Source organism: Qipengyuania sp. ABI-127-1 (assembly GCA_022953095.1).
In the GTDB taxonomy this organism is placed as follows: domain Bacteria; phylum Pseudomonadota; class Alphaproteobacteria; order Sphingomonadales; family Sphingomonadaceae; genus Qipengyuania.
Genome location: JALJCR010000002.1, coordinates 445749 through 463292 on the forward strand (window position 1 = coordinate 445749; position 17544 = coordinate 463292).

General features: G+C 58.2%; 16 protein-coding genes and 1 tRNA gene. 7 read left to right on the forward strand and 10 right to left on the reverse strand.

Features of this window, described 5'->3' with window-relative positions:
- The first annotated feature begins 1 nt into the window (after nt 1).
- The 3 genes from MUY37_RS11650 (at nt 2) to MUY37_RS11660 (ending at nt 3895) form a co-directional block, all read left to right on the forward strand.
- Nucleotides 2-331, forward strand: coding sequence for a YbaB/EbfC family nucleoid-associated protein (locus tag MUY37_RS11650; RefSeq protein ID WP_499195525.1), 330 nt, complete (start codon nt 2-4; stop codon nt 329-331).
- Between the two features lie 648 nt (nt 332-979).
- On the forward strand, nt 980-3367 hold the full coding sequence (gene lon / locus MUY37_RS11655) for an endopeptidase La (RefSeq protein ID WP_499195526.1): 2388 nt from the start codon (nt 980-982) through the stop codon (nt 3365-3367).
- Nucleotides 3368-3598: 231 nt separating this feature from the next.
- Nucleotides 3599-3895: an HU family DNA-binding protein gene (locus MUY37_RS11660; RefSeq protein ID WP_499195723.1), complete on the forward strand. Its 297-nt coding sequence runs from the start codon at nt 3599-3601 to the stop codon at nt 3893-3895.
- Nucleotides 3896-4012: 117 nt separating this feature from the next.
- Here MUY37_RS11660 and MUY37_RS11665 read toward each other — a convergent pair whose 3' ends face one another.
- On the reverse strand, nt 4013-4861 hold the full coding sequence (locus MUY37_RS11665; RefSeq protein WP_499195527.1) for a hypothetical protein: 849 nt from the start codon (nt 4859-4861) through the stop codon (nt 4013-4015).
- Between the two features lie 19 nt (nt 4862-4880).
- Complete coding sequence (gene rlmB, locus MUY37_RS11670) at nt 4881-5672, reverse strand: 23S rRNA (guanosine(2251)-2'-O)-methyltransferase RlmB (protein ID WP_499195528.1); 792 nt, start codon at nt 5670-5672, stop codon at nt 4881-4883.
- Nucleotides 5673-5813: 141 nt separating this feature from the next.
- Here rlmB and MUY37_RS11675 point away from each other — a divergent pair.
- Together MUY37_RS11675 and MUY37_RS11680 are read left to right on the forward strand one after the other, a co-directional pair.
- Nucleotides 5814-5899, forward strand: a tRNA-Tyr gene (locus MUY37_RS11675).
- Between the two features lie 206 nt (nt 5900-6105).
- On the forward strand, nt 6106-7317 hold the full coding sequence (locus tag MUY37_RS11680) for a tyrosine-type recombinase/integrase (RefSeq protein WP_499195529.1): 1212 nt from the start codon (nt 6106-6108) through the stop codon (nt 7315-7317).
- A 358-nt stretch (nt 7318-7675) separates the two neighbouring features.
- Here MUY37_RS11680 and MUY37_RS11685 read toward each other — a convergent pair whose 3' ends face one another.
- The 5 genes from MUY37_RS11685 to MUY37_RS11705 form a co-directional block, all read right to left on the reverse strand.
- Nucleotides 7676-8746 (reverse strand): BsuBI/PstI family type II restriction endonuclease, encoded by a 1071-nt coding sequence (locus tag MUY37_RS11685; RefSeq protein ID WP_499195530.1) that lies wholly within the window; start codon nt 8744-8746, stop codon nt 7676-7678.
- A 2-nt stretch (nt 8747-8748) separates the two neighbouring features.
- On the reverse strand, nt 8749-10539 hold the full coding sequence (locus MUY37_RS11690; protein ID WP_499195531.1) for an HsdM family class I SAM-dependent methyltransferase: 1791 nt from the start codon (nt 10537-10539) through the stop codon (nt 8749-8751).
- 823 nt (nt 10540-11362) lie between these two features.
- Complete coding sequence (locus MUY37_RS11695) at nt 11363-11884, reverse strand: hypothetical protein (RefSeq protein WP_499195532.1); 522 nt, start codon at nt 11882-11884, stop codon at nt 11363-11365.
- Between the two features lie 5 nt (nt 11885-11889).
- On the reverse strand, nt 11890-12531 hold the full coding sequence (locus MUY37_RS11700; RefSeq protein ID WP_499195533.1) for a hypothetical protein: 642 nt from the start codon (nt 12529-12531) through the stop codon (nt 11890-11892).
- 32 nt (nt 12532-12563) lie between these two features.
- Nucleotides 12564-13169 carry a hypothetical protein gene (locus MUY37_RS11705; RefSeq protein ID WP_499195534.1) on the reverse strand — a complete coding sequence of 202 codons (606 nt, stop codon included), beginning with the start codon at nt 13167-13169 and terminating at the stop codon, nt 12564-12566.
- Nucleotides 13170-13833: 664 nt separating this feature from the next.
- Between MUY37_RS11705 and MUY37_RS11710 the strand changes: the two genes are divergently transcribed.
- On the forward strand, nt 13834-14910 hold the full coding sequence (locus MUY37_RS11710) for a sensor histidine kinase (RefSeq protein ID WP_499195535.1): 1077 nt from the start codon (nt 13834-13836) through the stop codon (nt 14908-14910).
- Here MUY37_RS11710 and MUY37_RS11715 read toward each other — a convergent pair.
- The 3 genes from MUY37_RS11715 to MUY37_RS11725 all read right to left on the reverse strand — a co-directional run bounded on the left by MUY37_RS11715 (nt 14907) and on the right by MUY37_RS11725 (nt 16800).
- Nucleotides 14907-15311 carry a response regulator gene (locus MUY37_RS11715; protein ID WP_499195536.1) on the reverse strand — a complete coding sequence of 135 codons (405 nt, stop codon included), beginning with the start codon at nt 15309-15311 and terminating at the stop codon, nt 14907-14909. The genes MUY37_RS11710 and MUY37_RS11715 overlap by 4 nt on opposite strands.
- 140 nt (nt 15312-15451) lie before the next feature.
- The gene (locus MUY37_RS11720; protein ID WP_291170477.1) at nt 15452-15880 is read right to left on the reverse strand and encodes a ferritin-like domain-containing protein; all 429 of its coding nucleotides are present in this window, start codon (nt 15878-15880) and stop codon (nt 15452-15454) included.
- 53 nt (nt 15881-15933) lie between these two features.
- Nucleotides 15934-16800 (reverse strand): SDR family oxidoreductase, encoded by an 867-nt coding sequence (locus tag MUY37_RS11725; protein WP_291170476.1) that lies wholly within the window; start codon nt 16798-16800, stop codon nt 15934-15936.
- A gap of 184 nt (nt 16801-16984) precedes the next feature.
- On the opposite strand from MUY37_RS11725, the gene MUY37_RS11730 reads away from it, so the two are divergent.
- On the forward strand, nt 16985-17509 hold the full coding sequence (locus tag MUY37_RS11730) for a DUF421 domain-containing protein (protein WP_291170474.1): 525 nt from the start codon (nt 16985-16987) through the stop codon (nt 17507-17509).
- Nucleotides 17510-17544 lie beyond the last annotated feature (35 nt).

Genomic DNA, 17544 nt, shown 5'->3' on the forward strand with positions numbered 1-17544 from the left:
CATGGAAGAGATGCTCGCGCAGGCTCAGAAGGCCGCGGAAACCATCCAAAAACAGATGGGCGATGCCCAGGCCAAGCTCGACGAAATCGAAGTCGAGGGCACGGCCGGGGGCGGCCTTGTCAAGGTGCGCGCGACTGCACGTGGTCGCATTCTCGGCGTGACGATCGACGAGAGTCTGATGAAGCCCGAAGAGAAGCAGATCGTCGAAGATCTCGTAACGGCGGCGTTCAACGATGCGCGTGATCGGGCAGACCGCGTATCGGGCGAAGAAATGGCCAAGATCCAGCAGGATGTCGGCCTGCCGCCGGGGTTCAAGCTTCCCGGCATGTAAGGCCGTGGGGGGCTGACGCTGCAAATTCCACGAAAATCGGCCCCTGCTTCACTCCGCCCCGCTACCGCGTCGACTCTGAAGCGCCGCGCACATCGATGCCGGGTGCACCCGCCTCACGGTTTGGCACGTCGACATGAACCTTGGCCCTGATGCGGAGGGTGCGCCGCGCCGTGTGCGCGACACATTGGGTCATTTTTTCCTTACGAAATCTACAGGAGTGACCGTCAGCATCCCGGTCTGAAATGCTGACGGCTGTATCCGCTCCCTATGCGTTGCGCGGGTGGGGCTGACGCTCGAACGCGAGGTCGCGCTCTTCGTCGAAACGTCGCCATCCGTCCTTGGCATCGCGGATCAGAAGCGTATCACATCGTGTGCATTTGGTGCGAAAGTTCACCCCATCGTGCCAAACTCGGCGACGATTCACACGATGATCGCTGATCCTGCAAAACATCGAATCGAACATCATCCTGACTCCAAAAGGAAATTGAAATTTCCTCGCCCCTCCGACTAAAGTTAATAAATGATAATTGTGTGGTCCGGATTGTAATTTCGCGTCATCCACATGACTCTAATTCCTGGCGTTGCGCTGTGGGACAGGGCTCACCATATTCCCGGCAACGGCCAGACCGGCCCCAACGGATTTGAGACATGACACAGACCTTTCCCCTCCTTCCTCTGCGCGACATCGTGGTCTTTCCAGGCATGGTGGTCCCCCTGTTTGTCGGGCGCGACAAATCGGTGGCCGCCCTTGAGGCAGCCATGGAAGGCAGCAAGGACATCTTCCTGCTCGCCCAGCTAGACCCTGGTTGCGACGACCCGGAACGGGACGATCTGTTCGATGTCGGCGTAGTCGCGCAGGTCCTGCAACTTCTCAAGCTACCGGACGGAACCGTGCGCGTATTGGTGCAGGGAACCGCAAGGGGCGTGCTGGGAGAACTCACGCCGCGGGGCGGCTATGTCGAGGCTGCGGTATCGATTTCCGATGCCATGACGGCATCGGGCAGCGAAGTCGTGGCGATGATGCGCCAGGTGATCGAACAATTCGGAGAATATGCCAAACTCAACAAGAAACTGGGCGAGGAAGCTGCCGAACAGTTGAGCGATATCGACGATGCGGGCGAATTGGCCGATACGATCGCCGCGGCAATCAGCGCAAAGGTTTCCGACAAGCAGGCGCTGTTGGTCGAAAAAGACCCGCTGAAACGCCTCGAAATGGTGATGTCCTATATGGAGGGCGAGCTTTCGGTCTTGCAGGTCGAGCGCCGTATTCGGGGCCGCGTGAAGCGGCAGATGGAAAAGACCCAGCGCGAATATTACCTGAACGAACAACTCAAGGCGATTCAGAACGAGCTTGGCGGCGACGATGACGGCAGCAACGAAATTGCCGAGCTGACCGAGAAGATCGCCAAGACCAAGCTCAGCAAGGAAGCGCGCGAAAAGGCCGAGGCCGAGCTCAAGAAGCTGCGCAGCATGCAACCGATGAGCGCCGAGGCGACGGTCATCCGTAACTATCTCGACGTTCTGCTCGGCTTGCCATGGGGTAAGAAGAGCAAGGTCAAAAAGGATATCGGCAAGGCGCAGGAAGTGCTCGATGCCGATCACTACGGCCTCGAGAAGGTCAAGGATCGGATCATCGAATATCTCGCGGTTCAGGCGCGCACGCGCAAGCTGAAGGGGCCGATTCTGTGCCTCGTGGGGCCGCCGGGCGTCGGCAAAACCTCGCTCGGCAAGAGCATCGCCAAGGCGACCGGGCGCGAATTCGTGCGGCAATCGCTGGGCGGTGTGCGCGACGAAGCGGAAATCCGGGGGCACCGGCGCACCTATATCGGTTCGCTGCCAGGCAAGATCGTCACCAATCTCAAGAAAGCAGGTAAGAGCAATCCGCTGTTCCTCCTCGACGAGATCGATAAGCTTGGACAGGATTTCCGTGGCGATCCCGCTTCGGCGCTGCTCGAAGTGCTGGATCCGGAGCAGAACAACCGGTTCCAGGATCACTATCTCGAACTCGACCTGGACTTGTCGGACGTCATGTTCGTCACCACCGCGAACAGCCTCAATCTGCCGCAGCCCCTGCTGGACCGGATGGAGATCATCCGCCTGGAAGGGTATACGGAAGACGAGAAGGTCGAAATCGCCAAGCGCCATCTGCTGCCCAAGCAAATCAAGGAACACGGCCTCAAGAAGGGCGAGTTCGAGCTGACCGAGGACGGACTGCGCGACCTGATCCGGTTCTACACGCGCGAGGCGGGTGTCCGCACGCTCGAGCGCGAGCTGGCACGGCTGGCACGCAAATCTCTGCGCAAGATCCTCGAGAACGAGGTCGAGAGCGTCACGATCACGCCCGAAAATCTCAGCGACTTTGCCGGTGTCCGCAGGTTCAAGCACGGCATGGGCGAGGAAGAGCCGCAGGTCGGGGCCGTGACCGGCCTCGCATGGACCGAGGTCGGCGGCGAACTGCTGACGATCGAAAGCGTGACGACCCCCGGCAAGGGCGAGATTAAGACGACCGGTAAGCTGGGCGAGGTGATGAACGAATCCGTTGCCGCCGCCTTCAGCTTCGTCAAGGCGCGCGCGCCGCATTACGGTATCAAGCCGAGCCTGTTTCACCGGCGCAATATTCACATCCACCTTCCCGAGGGCGCAGTGCCCAAGGATGGGCCGAGCGCAGGTGTGGGAATGGTAACCTCCATCGTCTCGACGCTTTCGGGGATTCCGGTGAGGGCGGATGTCGCCATGACCGGCGAGGTAACCTTGCGGGGACGGGTGCTTGCCATCGGCGGCCTGAAAGAGAAGCTGCTGGCTGCCCTACGTGGTGGGATCAAGAAGGTTCTCATTCCGGAAGAGAATGTCAAAGACCTCGCCGAAATCCCGAGCAATGTGAAAGACGGTCTTGAAATTGTGCCGGTCGCTCACGTCGATGAGGTGCTGGCGCAAGCCTTGTGTCATGTGCCCGAGCCCATCGAATGGACCGAGGCGGACGATCTCGCCAGTCAACCAGACCATCCGCACCAGGCGCCATCGCCGACCGCGCATTAACAAAGGATATGCTGCGCTGCAGCGAATCGTGAAGCTCGTTTCGGGGTTGCCGAGGCCCTTTTCACGGCGGTGCAGTGCAGCATTGTATGGTGAACCTGCGCTTCATCCTGTTTTTGTTCGGTCTGGCCCCGAAAACCGCCGGTTTTTACTGAATTTGCCTTTGACACTTCGACCAAAAAACTCTCAATTCGTCCGCCTTCACCGAGGCGATTCAGCCAATCCAATCTGACGATAAGAACAAGGGGGTTTCCACCGATGAACAAGAACGACCTGATCAGCGCGGTTGCCGATTCCAGCGGCCTCTCCAAGAGCGATGCCTCGAGCGCCGTCGAAGGTGTTTTCGATGCAATCACCAAGGCCTTGTCGAGCGGCGACGAAGTGCGCTTGGTCGGCTTCGGCACATTCTCCGTTGCAAAGCGCAAGGCCTCGACCGGCCGCAATCCGCGCACTGGCGAGCCCATGACCATCAAGGCCTCGAACCAGCCGAAGTTCAAGGCAGGCAAGGGCCTGAAGGACGCTGTAAATTAAGCCGGACCTCCTGACCGGCGCGCCGCCATGCCTCGTCGCGCCACGCTAGGGATCGAACTTCGCCGCGCTTTCCATATCGGGAAGCGCGGCGTTTTCGTCGGCATTGCGAGACTGACGCTAGTCGAAAGAAATTAGGGCCATGGGGGGCTGTTCGGTGCGTGGCGTGATTTCCCACGTCAGGACCTGACCGCCGGGATGATGGCTGGGACCGCCGTCGGTATTGTTCGCCAAAATACGTCCATCGGTGACGATCGAAAACTGGCCCTCGGCGACTACGATCCGGGGAGGAGTTTCCCCGTCTTTCGGGGACAGGTCGGCTAGTCCGGCCATGCCGGCTACCATCCCCTGCATCGGATTGCCGCTGCCTTGCGCGGCAAAGCCCGGCGCATCGATCCGCACTTGCCTTTGGTCGCGCAAAATGACGCTGACGAAGGTATTCGCCATGGCGAAGCGTTCGATCGTCGGAAACGAGAAGTCGTGTGTAAGTCGACCGGAGATCGCGAAATCGACCTCGAACAGCCCGTCGCCTTTATACTCCACAGTGTTCCAGCCGCGCTGACGTTCCAGCTTCTCGGCAAGCTCCTGCGCGGCGTCCGGATCCGACGGATCGATCCCGCCCAGAAACGCTTTCATCTGCTCGGCCTTGCGCTTCTTGTTGGCACGGCGGCTTTCGGCCTCTGCATCCCACTCGCGCTTTTGCTCGGCAATTTCCGCGCCGGTGCATTCGCGGGTTTCGTAATCGTCATCGAGGCATGCGGCCTCGAATGGTTCGTCCGTTTTGCTGCCCATCTCTGCCAGTTTGCTCAGCGCGAGCATCTGGATTTCCCCATCGTAGCGATAGAGAAAGCTACCGTCTTTCATGAGCTCCAGTTCGCTCGTGAACTGGCCTGGCGAGAGAAAGCAGCCTGACAGCGCCAGGCTCCCCACACCGGCGAGCGCGACCATGCGAAACCTTTTGGTCAACATCGTTTCCTTCCCCAATAGATTAGTCCCGCGTGGCCACGGCATAGAGCGCGATCGCGCTGGCATTGGAAACGTTCAGGCTTTCTATCCGGTCCCCGATTGGCAGTCTGGCCAGCGCATCGCAGTGCGATTCGATATTCTGGCGCATGCCCTCTCCTTCGGCGCCCAGTACGAGCGCGACGGGGCCTGCGGGCAGGGCTTCGGCCAGCGTAGCCTCGGCCGATCCGGTGAGGCCTATCCGCCAATATCCGGCCTCGGCCATCTGTTCGAGCGCACGGGCAAGGTTTACGACACGCACCCAGGGCAGGATTTCGAGCGCACCCGAAGCGGCCTTGCCGATGACGCCTCCTTCGGGCGGGGCGTGGCGATCCTGCGTCACCAGCGCTGCGGCGCCGAAGGCCGCGGCGGAGCGCATGATCGCCCCGACATTGTGCGGATCGGTGACTTGGTCCAGCACGACGATGGGCCTGGAGGCGTCGCCATCGAGAACTTCGTCGAGATGCATGTCTTCCAGAGGCGCGCATTCGAGCACCAGCCCTTGATGCGGGGCATCCTTCGCTACCAGGCGTGCAAGATCCGTCACATCGGCATATTCGAGCGGGAAATCGTCGGGCAATTCTCCGTCGAGTGTCTCGATCGCTTCGCGGGTAGCCCATAGCTTGCGATGCACCCGGTCGGGATTTTTGAGAGCGGCCTCGACCGCGTGTCGCCCCCATAATCGGACCTGTCCCGTGCTCGCGCGCCCGCTCCCGCGACCGCCCTTCATCCGGCCTGCCCGTCCTCTCAGTGCGCGCTTGCGCTCACCCTTTGCCATCGAATTCGTCCTGTCTGCAACTTTGGTTGCGCCTGTGCCAGCGAGGGCATTGACAGGCAAGGCTCGCTTCGCCAAAGGGGCGCCTCTCGGCACGGGATCGTCAACGCGATCCCTCGATTTCCTAAGCGAAATGGCCCGTGTGGACAGGTGGCCGAGTGGTTAAAGGCAGCAGACTGTAAATCTGCCCGCGCAAGCGTACGCTGGTTCGAATCCAGCCCTGTCCACCACCACCCTTTCTTTTAGCATATATCTGCATCCCCAGAAATCCATAGAAACCCTTGGAATTCTGCGGTATATTGCGCCTGCTCCGTCCCTACATGACCATCGCGATCCACCCGCATCCGAGGTCTAGTGTGGGGAAGGTGTGGGGAAGGGCAGGTGCTTCCCCACACTTGTATTTTCCGGAACGGCCTGCGGAAATGTGGGGAAGGAAATGGGCAAACTCACGGCAGTGGCGGTAAAGGCCGCTTTGGCGAATCCCGGCACTTATCAGGATGGCGAAGGACTTTTTCTCAAGGTTGGGAGAACCGGGTCAGCGTCATGGGTGATTCGACTCCAACAAGACGGCAAGCGACGGGACATAGGGATCGGGAGCGCCAAACTGGTCACGCTGGCTGAGGCACGCCAAAAAGCCAACGAACTGCGCAAAGCCGTGAAGGTCGAAAAGCGCGACGTTCTCATAGAGCGCAAGGACGAGGCTGCCGCCAAGGTGACTTTCCGCGAAGCGGCCACCCAGTACCATTCCGACAACGAGGCGGGCTGGAAGAGCGCTGTCTACACCCGTCAGTGGCTGGCCAGTCTGGAGAACTACGCTTTTCCCAAACTCGGTGACATGCCAACCGGCAGCATCACCGCAGCCGACATCATTGAAGTCCTCACCCCGATCTGGCAGGAAATCCCTGAAACCGCCCGCCAGGTACGCAACCGGATTTGTGCCGTGCTCGACTATGCGCACGCGAAGGGATGGCGATCTACCGAAGCACCGTCGGGCAATAGCAGCCTGAAAGCGGGTAGGGGCCTGCCACGACAGATCAAGAAACCGCAGAACCGCAAAGCGATGCCGTATGTCGCCATTCCAGCGTTTCTGACCGCCCTACGGCGCAAGCCATCCTTCGGACGTTTCGCGCTGGACCTCCTCATCCTGACCGGCACGCGCTCGCAGGAGGTCCGACTCGCGACCTGGGACGAATTCGATCTTGAGGAGCGCCTCTGGACCATCCCCGCCGAACATATGAAGCGAAGCAAGGCACATGTAGTCCCGCTCTCTGAGGCTGCACTGGGTGTCCTCGCAAAGGCTGATGCGTTTCGGGTCGAAGGTGCTGAAGTGGTCTTCTCCGGTGCAACGGGCAAAGCGATGTCCGACATGACGCTGCTCAAGGTGCTGCGCGACATGCAGGAGCCTTACCACGTCCACGGCTTCCGCTCGGCGTTCACGGACTGGGCGGCAAACGCGGGCTTCCCAAACGCGGTGGTCGAGGCCGCGCTCGCTCACAAGACGCCCGACGCGGTGCAGGCGGCGTATCGCCGCACAACCTATCTTGGCACCAAGGAGGATCCCGGTATGCGCGTGAAGCTCATGGATGCATGGGGAGCCTATTGCTCCGGTACAGTCACAGTCAGCGAAGCTCTCAACGCGCACGACTAGCGCAACGCCCTCCACAAACAGACCACCAGCACCGCCGGCGCGCATGGCTCTGCCATGCCGCCTGCCTTCCGGCGAGGATGAGAGGGCAAACTGCAAATTGATGCCGTGGCACGGGCCAGCGGGCGTCAGAAGAGGACCCGAACTTCAAGTTCAGTTATTGTTATATTTTTGAAGTTTGGGGGCTGAAGAAATTTGTCCCCGAGCCTTGCCCCAGGACCGTTTGTCGGGATTGATTTGACGCCAAAAATCGTCCCCATTCGTCCAGAAGAATTCGCCAAAATTCAGTCGAAGTAATCCTTTCCGCTCGCAAATTCCACGAACAGGCACGGCAAAATTCGCAGTCCGGGAAAAGTCGGTTTCAATGCGAAGTACCCTTAATGCGTTTGACCTTCTCGCTGAATTGAATCAGCCGCTCTGGTTCCGAGGCAAACCATGCGTAGCTTCCCCACGCCAAGGTGCCGACTGTCTTCCGAAAGGTTGCCGATCCGCGATCGAGGAATGCCGTGACGAAAGCGACATTCACAGGTGCAAATCCTGCCTTGTCAGCTAGCTTGAGCAGTGCAGTCTTGCGCGCCTCATTTACCGGACCGTCAGTGTGAACCACTTCGACGAAAACCAGTAAGGGGTGAATTGGGCCGAGATCGACCAAAACAATGTCTGGCAAGTTCTTTTCCGCGGGGATGGTCAGCCCGATTGCTTTCGCCAATTCGTCATCCCGCGCAACGACCTTATTGCCGCTTTCGCTGAGCGTGATGACACCCGGCTTATCGAGGAATGTTGGAGCAAAAACCTCGATGACGGCTTTCGAAATATCGGAACTTGGTCCAGTAGACATTCGTCGCGTTTCACCATTCGGGAAAGTGACCAGCTGGTGATCGCCTCCTGCCGCAGCTCCACGTCGAACGATGGCAATCCGCGCTAATGCGCCCGCGTTGAGATACCTCTTCTGCCAAGCATCGATTTTGGCTTTGAGCACTGCCTCAGACAGCGCCGGATCAAGCAAGTCAGCAAATTCTGATTGAAGAGCGTATCGCCCGGCTGGAGAAGTTACGGCCACCCTCGGTTTGTCTAGTACGGCGCCGTTCTCGATCAGAGCATATCGGATAGTGTCATCACGAATGGATTCACGGGTGTTAACAGCATACCAACGACCGGGAATGTCGGCCTTGCTGGGCTTCATGGAGTCCTTGGCCCATTGCTCTCTCACGGTGTCGGTTGTTTGTGCGGCCTGAGTGTCGGTCATTCTTGTGACCTGGTCAGGGCGTATCCACCGCTCTCTGCCTTCGACGGCGCCAACGTACTGCATGACAAATATGGTCTTTGCCGCGATCTCCCAAATCGAGTGCTCACGGTTTGGCGAACCCTCAGGGAATATCAGCGGAAGTCGGCGGTGAATTTCACTCCAAGTGGTAAGTGGCGGTAGGCTCATGATTAGAGGCCATAAATCTGTCGCAGTGCTTTTTCCAGCTTGGCGCGAGATGCTCCGCTAGAAACCAGCTTCTCGATCTTTTTCATTTCTGATGCGGGAGGCAACGGGATGGCTTCCAGCTCGAATGCGGAGACTGCCACACTCCCACTGATGCAGCGAAACAATTGATCGACCACATCACTGTTTAGGATTGCAGCCACCGCAGCGGCGCAGACTTTGGCGACTGAAGTCGCACGAACCATGTTCAGGTGGTTTTCGACGATCACGCCGCCGTGCTTTTCCACGAACTCCTGCGGAAGTTCAGCAGCAATCAAACGTCGCGGCTGCTCTTTCGCCGTGGTTCGCTGAACGAGGACCGAGGGTTGATCGACAACTAGCCAATCATCCCCCACCTCAACCTTGAAATAGGGAGCGTGATTCTTCTTCTCCGCGCGGAAGATAAACCGGCCATCTGCCGTTACCGCCTCGGCCCAAACTAGCGGCAACGCTCCTCGGACAGCCCGCTCACGCAACTGCGGCTTGAACCTGTTCCAAACCAGCGGGCCAGTCGAAACACGATAACCCCAATCCGATAGACGAGCGGGCATCCTAGCTGCGGCTTTGATAATGCCAACATGCTCGGGTTGTCGTGGTGCTAGCCATGGTGTGGAAGAGTCATCTGGTAGCGTGACCTTCCCATTCTTGGTCAATCGAGCTTCACGCTCATTGTCGACATTCAGATAGTGAACTTGGAAAGGTCTCTGCTCACCGCCCTTGCGATAGAGCGCAAGCAAAGTCTCCTGCATCACATCTTCGAAAACGCCCCGGCGCGCGTGGACGAAGTCAATGGCTTCTGGCGGTGCTTCGCTGGCGAGCAATCGGCGCAGAGCTGTGTAGTATTGCCCGCCGAGGACGCTGGTTGGAGTAAGGTAGGCAATGACACCTCCTGGCTTGGTCCAACGCAAAGCAACATCGGTAAACAGACCATAGAGATTAGCGTGGCCGTAGAGGCTCCGCGCGAAGCGCTCTCGCTGCTCCGCCGAGAGGCGCACGCGGCCATAGGGCGGATTGCCGACCACCAAATCGAATTTGGGCGATGGCGTAACTTTGAGTGTGTCGCACACTTCTACGAACTTTGGTGCGGCACGACCGCTCGCATCGATCAGATCCGAAAGAAATATCTCAAGTGCAACCTGCGAAAGGGCTGCCGCATGGGGGTCAATTTCCATACCGGATAGGCGCGCCCCAAGCTGCGCCAAGACAAACGCCGGTTCGCTGCCATCAAGCGCACTGCGCATCCGCGAAGCAGCTTCGAGCAAGAAAGCTCCGCCGCCACTTGCCGGATCGAGCACTCGCGCGGTCGTCCAATTGATGCCGCCCTCCTCAGCAAGATCGAGGAGCCGCTTGTTTAGCGACGCTGGTGTGTAGAAGGCTCCGAGATCGCTCCTTTGCTTGGAGGGAAGAAGCGCGGTGTAGAGGCTCGTCAGGAAGTGGCATCCTTCGAGCAATGGAAGGAAGGCTGCTTCGATCCCGATTGATCGAGCGAGCTGTACGGTTGTCGTGTCCAGAGAGTGGCTCTTACCCGCCAGGTGGTCGGTAATATCTACATTTGGAGCGACCTGCTCGGCGAATGAACCCATTGCAACATGGGAGAAATCGGCAGCAAGTCGAGCTCGGCACTGGTCATGAAGGGTTTGCGCCCAAGCGCGCGCGACTGTCCGGGCACGGGCCAACTCATTTCGCTTCGAAACAAGCGAAAGCGATTGATCGACACGTTCGACCGAGTTCAGTTTTCGTGCCAAAATCGACGTCAAAGGGCTCTCCTTCGTCTCTGATTAGCGAAATCCCGCTCAAAGAGAACCTTGATTTTATGTTCTCTCTTTGTTCTATTTGCAACCACTAATTCCCTCCCCACAAAATGCATTCTGCGCGGTTGGAGAGGCTTGGCAGCTTGAACTCGCTTAGCTGGCGCGCATGGCTTAAGCCATGCCGCCTGCCTTCCGGCGAGGATGGGAGGGGGAGGGAAAACCGCAAATCGATGCCCTGGCGCGGGCCAGCGGGCGTCAGCCCGCCACCCGGGGGCGTCTATTTGCGGTTTCGGGAACGAGAGGGCGAAGCCCTTGGCGTTCCCGCGTGAAGGATCGCAACAGCGATCCGCACAAGCAACAGCACCCTCGCACTGCGCGAAGCTGCCGGACGCCCTCCGCGCGCGGTCAGTGCGCCAGCGGGCGTCCGGCAATGAGAGAGGCAAGAGTGCCTGCGGGTTAGCTCAAAAACGCCGCGCCCTCAGGAGCGCTGAAAGCGCGGGACAGAGCGCGTCATCCAAAGCCTCCCGCTCAACATCCAACTGCTCCTGATCGTCACCCGAATGGGCCGGGACTACAGGCCCGGTCCGCGCAGCCGGATAGAGCAGGTCGCCCCCGGGGGCAGCGCGAAAACCGCCTCAAGGTAAAGTGAAGCTCACGGCGAGGTCGGGGGGCGGAAGCGGTCCGTCCGGTTTTACTGGTCTCTACCTCCGAGCTAACCTCAAACAATCGCCTCGTCAGACACACGCCCGTGTTCGCGTGTCGTGCATCGCCGGGCTGCGTCTGACATGCTCCAACACAGATCAAAATCTCAGCCTAATTGCGTACAGTTTCAAAACCTCAGACTGTCGAGGACTACCCTCGCATCTGCGCAACCGCTTTCGCTCTCACACTGGCCGAACACAGTGAGGCGCGGATCGACTACTTCAAGGCCATCCAAGCTAGAAGCATCGAGAACGGCCGTGAGAACCGGAATTTCGCCTGTCCCGGGTTTCAGCGCTGTTGACCTGACCGTCACCCGATCAATTGAGGTTCTGCTCGAACCCGGCAGATCGGGTGCGGGTTCGAGCGACGCCCCGTAGCTGAAAACGAGCTCAAAACTGTCACCACTGACTTTCCAGCCCCGGAAATCTCCAAAAAGCTCCTCGACAGCATGATCACCGGGCGCAAATGAGCAGCAACCTTCCAGCACCACATCGCCTCGCGACGGGGGTATCTGGGGCCGCTGGGTAACGTCCGCGCCAGCAGGTCCAACCACCTTGTGCTGCGTCGGCTCGGGCTCGGAAGCGTCCTGGCACGACGAAGCCGCCAGCAACATGCCAGAAAGGAGGAGAACTCTTTTCAGGTCGGACATGACAGCTACCTTGTCCCGTAAAAGCCGAGCATCAAACCTTCTTCGTCACCGCAAAAATCACGCTTGATCTGCCCCTGAGTAATGTATCGGGACATGACGCAAGGGCCAGTGGTACCGTCGGAGCGGTGGTACATCCCCATAAAGTGACCGAACTCGTGCAGCATCGCAGATTCGTAGTCGATCCGTTGCCGTATGTTGGACGAGGTGACCGTCCCGCAGGCAAAGTCGCCTGCCTGCTCTTCCCGAACCGAATAGTAAAATCTGTTCGCGTTTACTACGACGCGCGCACCGTAGTACGGGACCGGACGCGACCCATTATCTACCCACCAAATCTCAGTCGACATGACCGACGTCGATCCTGGAACGATATCAAGGAATTCGGGGTCGTCGGTATAGCTGGGCTTGGTGCCGTATTTGAAGTGATCTCCTGCGCCAGTAAGCACAAACTCCGAACCGATTTCATTCACCGTCGTGGCGGCGCGAATTGTATCGCCGTCGCAAATGGGCGGTAATTCTTCGTGAATCCGAACGTACTGCACCTGGTTGTCGACGATACGTTTCACATATCCTTGCTGCTGAATACTCTGTGCCGACACGGCGGTGCCGAGGCCGAAACAGACTGCTGCGATACCGAGTTGAATTCTCATTACTGTGCCTTTCGCAGAAAATTGCGCGATAGTTAGAGCGACGAAAGATCAACGTTGAACGATGGCGGCGCGGTCGAGGTCGCCCTATCCCCATCAACGACGAGCGCGGGGATCAGCTCGACAATGCAGTTCTTGCATTGGCCTCGATTCCCCGAAAACTCGGACTGATAAAGGGATCTCGATCCAATGATCAGATATGATTGTCCGTCTTCCAACGGGACTTCCGTCGATATGCGAAGGTTTTCGCCACCTGCACCGGCGCCTGACCTTCGGCGCAGATCAATCGTGTCTTTCAAATTAGGCGGGACCTTGATTTCACGGGTGATCTGGAAACCGACCGTGGTGCGGTGTTGGTCGTCGAGAAGTTGGTTGGTCTCGGACTGTTTTGTGCCCACGAAGACTGTATCAGCGAGCATAAGGTAGTCGTCGACAGAAGCCGTTCCCCGGAGCGTATTGCCCATAGCCTCGACAATGGCGGAGCCGCCGTCCGCACTGGATCGCAAATCGCCTGGCTTGAAGCCGTAACTGGCCAACCCTTGTGCGATATCCACCAGATAGAGATTGCGGATGGCCTCCAACTGCACCGGATTGTCGATAGCGGACGGATGCGGCAGGACCACATCTATTGCACGGACCATTCCATTCAACTCCCGCAACTCATTTGGGGCTACTGATCTTTGAGCCCTTTCGCGTTGTTCGTTAGTCTTACGCTCTATGAAGGCGGCAGTCGCCTGCTCTTGAGTCCGGGGTACCGTTTCCTGGGCTATCGCAACTGTAGCCGTCATAAGAAATAGGGAGCCCAATCCTAATCGGATGTATGACATCTTGTTTCTCCATCAACGTTCAGTTCCTACTAATAGGCAACGGACGGGTTCCCATTCACACGAATAGAATGAATTACTGAGGGCGGAGAATGTTCGGTAAGTATGATCAGCTGTAAATACGCGGTATGACCTGGGTGGTCTGCTAATGACCAATGGTGTCACCAGAAACGCACCGCCAGTCTTCCATGCCGATCCGTCGCGAGGTGGGCCGGTAGCGGTCGGTCTGTTTTTCGGCGGTATGGTACAGCAAGTGGGCATTCAGCTTCCGATACAGTTTGCGCGTGCGAAATTAGCTGCGGTTGATTTAAGCGTCGCAGCCTGGAACCGGGCAGACGCAAATTAACAAATATGAGGCACCGCCAACGCCGCGTATTGATTTACAATCTCATCGAATTCTGCAACGAACATGGGTTGAACAAAAGGTCGTTTCGACTCTCTTTCGGGCCGATTTTAACAGGGTGAGGCAGGCGGGTCGCATATGGGCGAGCAAGAGATCACGAACTTCAAGTTGGGTGAGCGGGAAAGTGTTGCCGCGTCTGACGCTCTGCCTCTTGCAGAAGAATACGCTTTGCAATCAGCGGGCGCGGCTTTTCACGCGCTTGCCGATACGATGCCGCAGATGGTGTGGTCCACGCTTCCCGACGGCTCCCACGATTATTACAACGCGCGGTGGTATGAATTCACTGGCGTTCCCTTTGGCTCTACCGACGGGGAGGGGTGGGCTGGTATGTTCCATGAGGACGATCAGCCCGGTGCATGGGAACGGTGGCGGCACAGTCTTGCGACCGGCGAACCTTACGAGGTCGAATATCGGCTGCGCCATCGGTCGGGCGAATATCGCTGGATGATCGGTCGAGCGCTTCCGATCCTGAACGACGATGGCGAAATACAGCGCTGGATCGGCACCTGCACCGATATCGAGGAACAGAAGCGAACGGCTCTCCAGAACGAGATACTGAGTCAGGAGCTCAGCCATCGCATCAAGAACATTTTTGCGATCATTTCCGGCCTGGTCAGTCTGACTGCTCGAACCAGTGAAGCGTTCGCTGAGACCGCCAAGGAACTCCTCGGCCGCATCTCCGCATTGGGGCGGGCGCATGAATTCGTGCGCCCTCATTCCGAAAAATCCCGGCCTTTCGTGAAAGACGCGACGTTGCTGACGCTGCTAGCGACGATCTTCGAAAGCTACCCTGCATATTCGGACGGTCGCCTCGTCATAACGGGCTCGGACGTGGATATCGATAGTCGGGCGGCTACGCCGATAGCTCTGATATTCCATGAACTCGCAACCAACGCGATGAAATACGGTGCATTGGCTACCGAAAACGGCCGGGTCGCACTCGAAGTCGAGCAGACCGACAGCGAAGTTGAGTTTTCCTGGACCGAAAGCGGCGTAAAACTGGATCGAGATGCGGGGGCCGAGCCGGGCTTTGGAAGCCGTCTGATCGATATGGCAATCCGGCAGCAACTGGGCGGCAGTTTCGAACGTCAATGGAATCCGGATGGGCTCACGTTAAAAATGCGGGTTAAGCGCTCGCGACTGCATACCGTCTAGTTTCCGAACGTCCGCAAGTGGGCGGGAGGTTGGACATCAGCGCCCTGTCGGACGGCAATGACGTAGTCCAGCACCTCTCCCAATACCGCAAGGTCGACTGGTTTTTCCAAGGCCCCGATCGCCCCTTCCACACCTTCATCGAGTTGGGTAGGATTGGCCGTGACGAAGATCACTTCGATCCCCAAATTTTTAGCGAGGTGTTCGCCAATACGCGGACCGGTTGCGCCGTCAGCGAGATTGACGTCGACCAAGGCTAGATCAACCGACGACGTGGCTTTTTCAAGGGCTGACTCCATGTCGTCCGCTATCCCGACCGAGCGATAACCAAGGTCGTGCAAGACCTCTTCCATTTCCATTGCGATAAGGAATTCGTCTTCGACAATCAAAACAGAGAGAGGCATCTTATTAACTTTAGATAATCACGGATGTCTGATTGACGTTCGCCTCCCCGTTCGGTTCCGCCAATTTGCTGTAGGTCGATCTTACGAAAACGGCAGGGCCGACAAGTTGCCGGCCCCGCCGGATCGCTAGGCGATCAAGCTCAATCGTATTGCTGGGCGATTTGGTCGCCGAAGGCTTCGCCTTGGCATACTTCATCGTAGCATTGCTGGATGACCGCCCGTTCACCTGCATCAAGACCGTCGGCGTCAAGCGCCGCTTCGAACTTACCCTTGAGATAGTCCTCGCCCTCTTCGACACGCTCGGCGGCGGCTTCGTCGCCGCGTTCGAACAAGTCGGCAATGCTCATCCACATCTGGTGTAGTTCGCCCGTGACCGTGCCTTTCGTCACCAGCTCTTCCCCATGGCGTTGCAGTTCGGCGTTAAGTGTCTGCAACGTCTGCTCTCGCTGTTGCAAACGATCGTTGAGCGCGGCCTTCAACTGGGGATTTTCGGCCTTTTCTGATGCTTTCCGATAGCCCTCCACCGAATCGTATACGGTGTCGGTGAGCGTCTTGAGAACCTTGGTCATAATGCGTCCCTTTTTTTGGTAACTAGCGAGCGGACGGAATTCCTGGCCGTGCCTTAACTCCCAACGACAATGCCGCCGTTGGGGTGAAGCACCTGTCCGCTCATGTAGCTTGAATCTTCACAGGCCAGGAAAAGGAAACTTGGGGCGACTTCGTTGGGTTGGCCCGGCCGACCCATCGGCGTATCCTCGCCGAAGTCATCCATCTCGTCGCGCGGCTGTCCGCCACTCGGATTGAGGGGAGTCCAGATCGGACCGGGCGCGACCGCGTTCACTCTTATTCCGTCTTCGATCAGGTTTCCCGAGAGCGAGCGAGTGAAGGCCGTGATCGCTCCCTTGGTAGCGGAATAATCGAGAAGATTGTCGGAGCCCTTATACATCGTAACGCTCGTGCAGTTCACGATGGCGGCGCCGCGCTCGAGATGGGGCCGCGCAGCTTGGACGAGATAGAACATCGAGAATATGTTCGTCTGGAACGTCCGCCGAAGTTGCTCTTCAGTGATGTTCTCGACCTCGTCGTCTGGGTGCTGTTCACCGGCGTTATTGACGACCACGTCGATCCTGCCGAATTCAGCTATCGTTTTGGTGACGACCTGGTCAGCGAACTCGCGTCGCCCGAGATCGCCCTTAATGCAGACGGCCCTGCGGCCCTCATCTTCGACGATCGACTTCGTCTTATCGGCGTCTTCGGTCTCTTCGTCGGCATAGTAGACAATGACGATATCGGCGCCTTCGCGAGCGAAGAGCGCCGCCACTGCGCGACCAATGCCGCTATCCGCCCCGGTGACGATAGCGACCTTGCCTCGCAACCGGTCAGAACCATCATACTTCGGTCGCCAGTGCGGCTTGTCGTCCATTTCCGATTCAGCGCCAGGCAGGCGCGGTTCTTCATTGATCTCGGGTTCGAAATTTTCGTCGCTCATAATCGGGACTACTTACCGGGTCATGGTGGGTTCCGCCCGCGGGAGGCGTAAGTTGCAAAACTATCGGAGCCGGAACTTAGGCGCTGTTTAAAAGACGCACGTCCGGTCGCGGAAGTTTCGCCATGCAACATTTATCAGGTCGGTTGGATTGGGCGGACTTGGCATTGAAGCCTTAGGTGTTCGCATGCTTATCGACCACACCTTAGCCGACGCGATCCTACGCGGGTCGGTCTTGACCACTATGGCCATGACGTGGGTCGTCGTCTTGGTACGCATCGTCGGATTGCGGTCCCTCTCGAAAATGACGCCGTTCGACTTCGTAATGACGGTGGCCACGGGTTCACTGCTGGCTGGTGCAGGACAATCCGAAGAATGGACCGGGTTCCTGCAAGCCACCGTCGGCCTCGCCGCCTTATTTGTGGTGCAGTATTTCGCTGCGCGCATGCGCAAGAGTTCGGATGTGGTGGAAGACGTGATGCAGAACGAGCCCATCTTCCTCATGCGGAGTGGGGAGATGATCGACGAGGCGCTGGCGGAAACCCGTGTCGCCGCGAGCGATGTCTACGCGAAGCTCCGGGAGGCGAATGCGCTAGACCTATCGAGGGTTCATGCCGTGGTCCTGGAAACGACCGGTGACGTCTCCGTACTCCATGGCGAGCGTAAACCGGACGATCGGTTGTTGGCGGGTGTTCGAACGACCTCCGAGTGAGCGCTTAGCCGAAACGGAACTGGATAGGCCGTTCG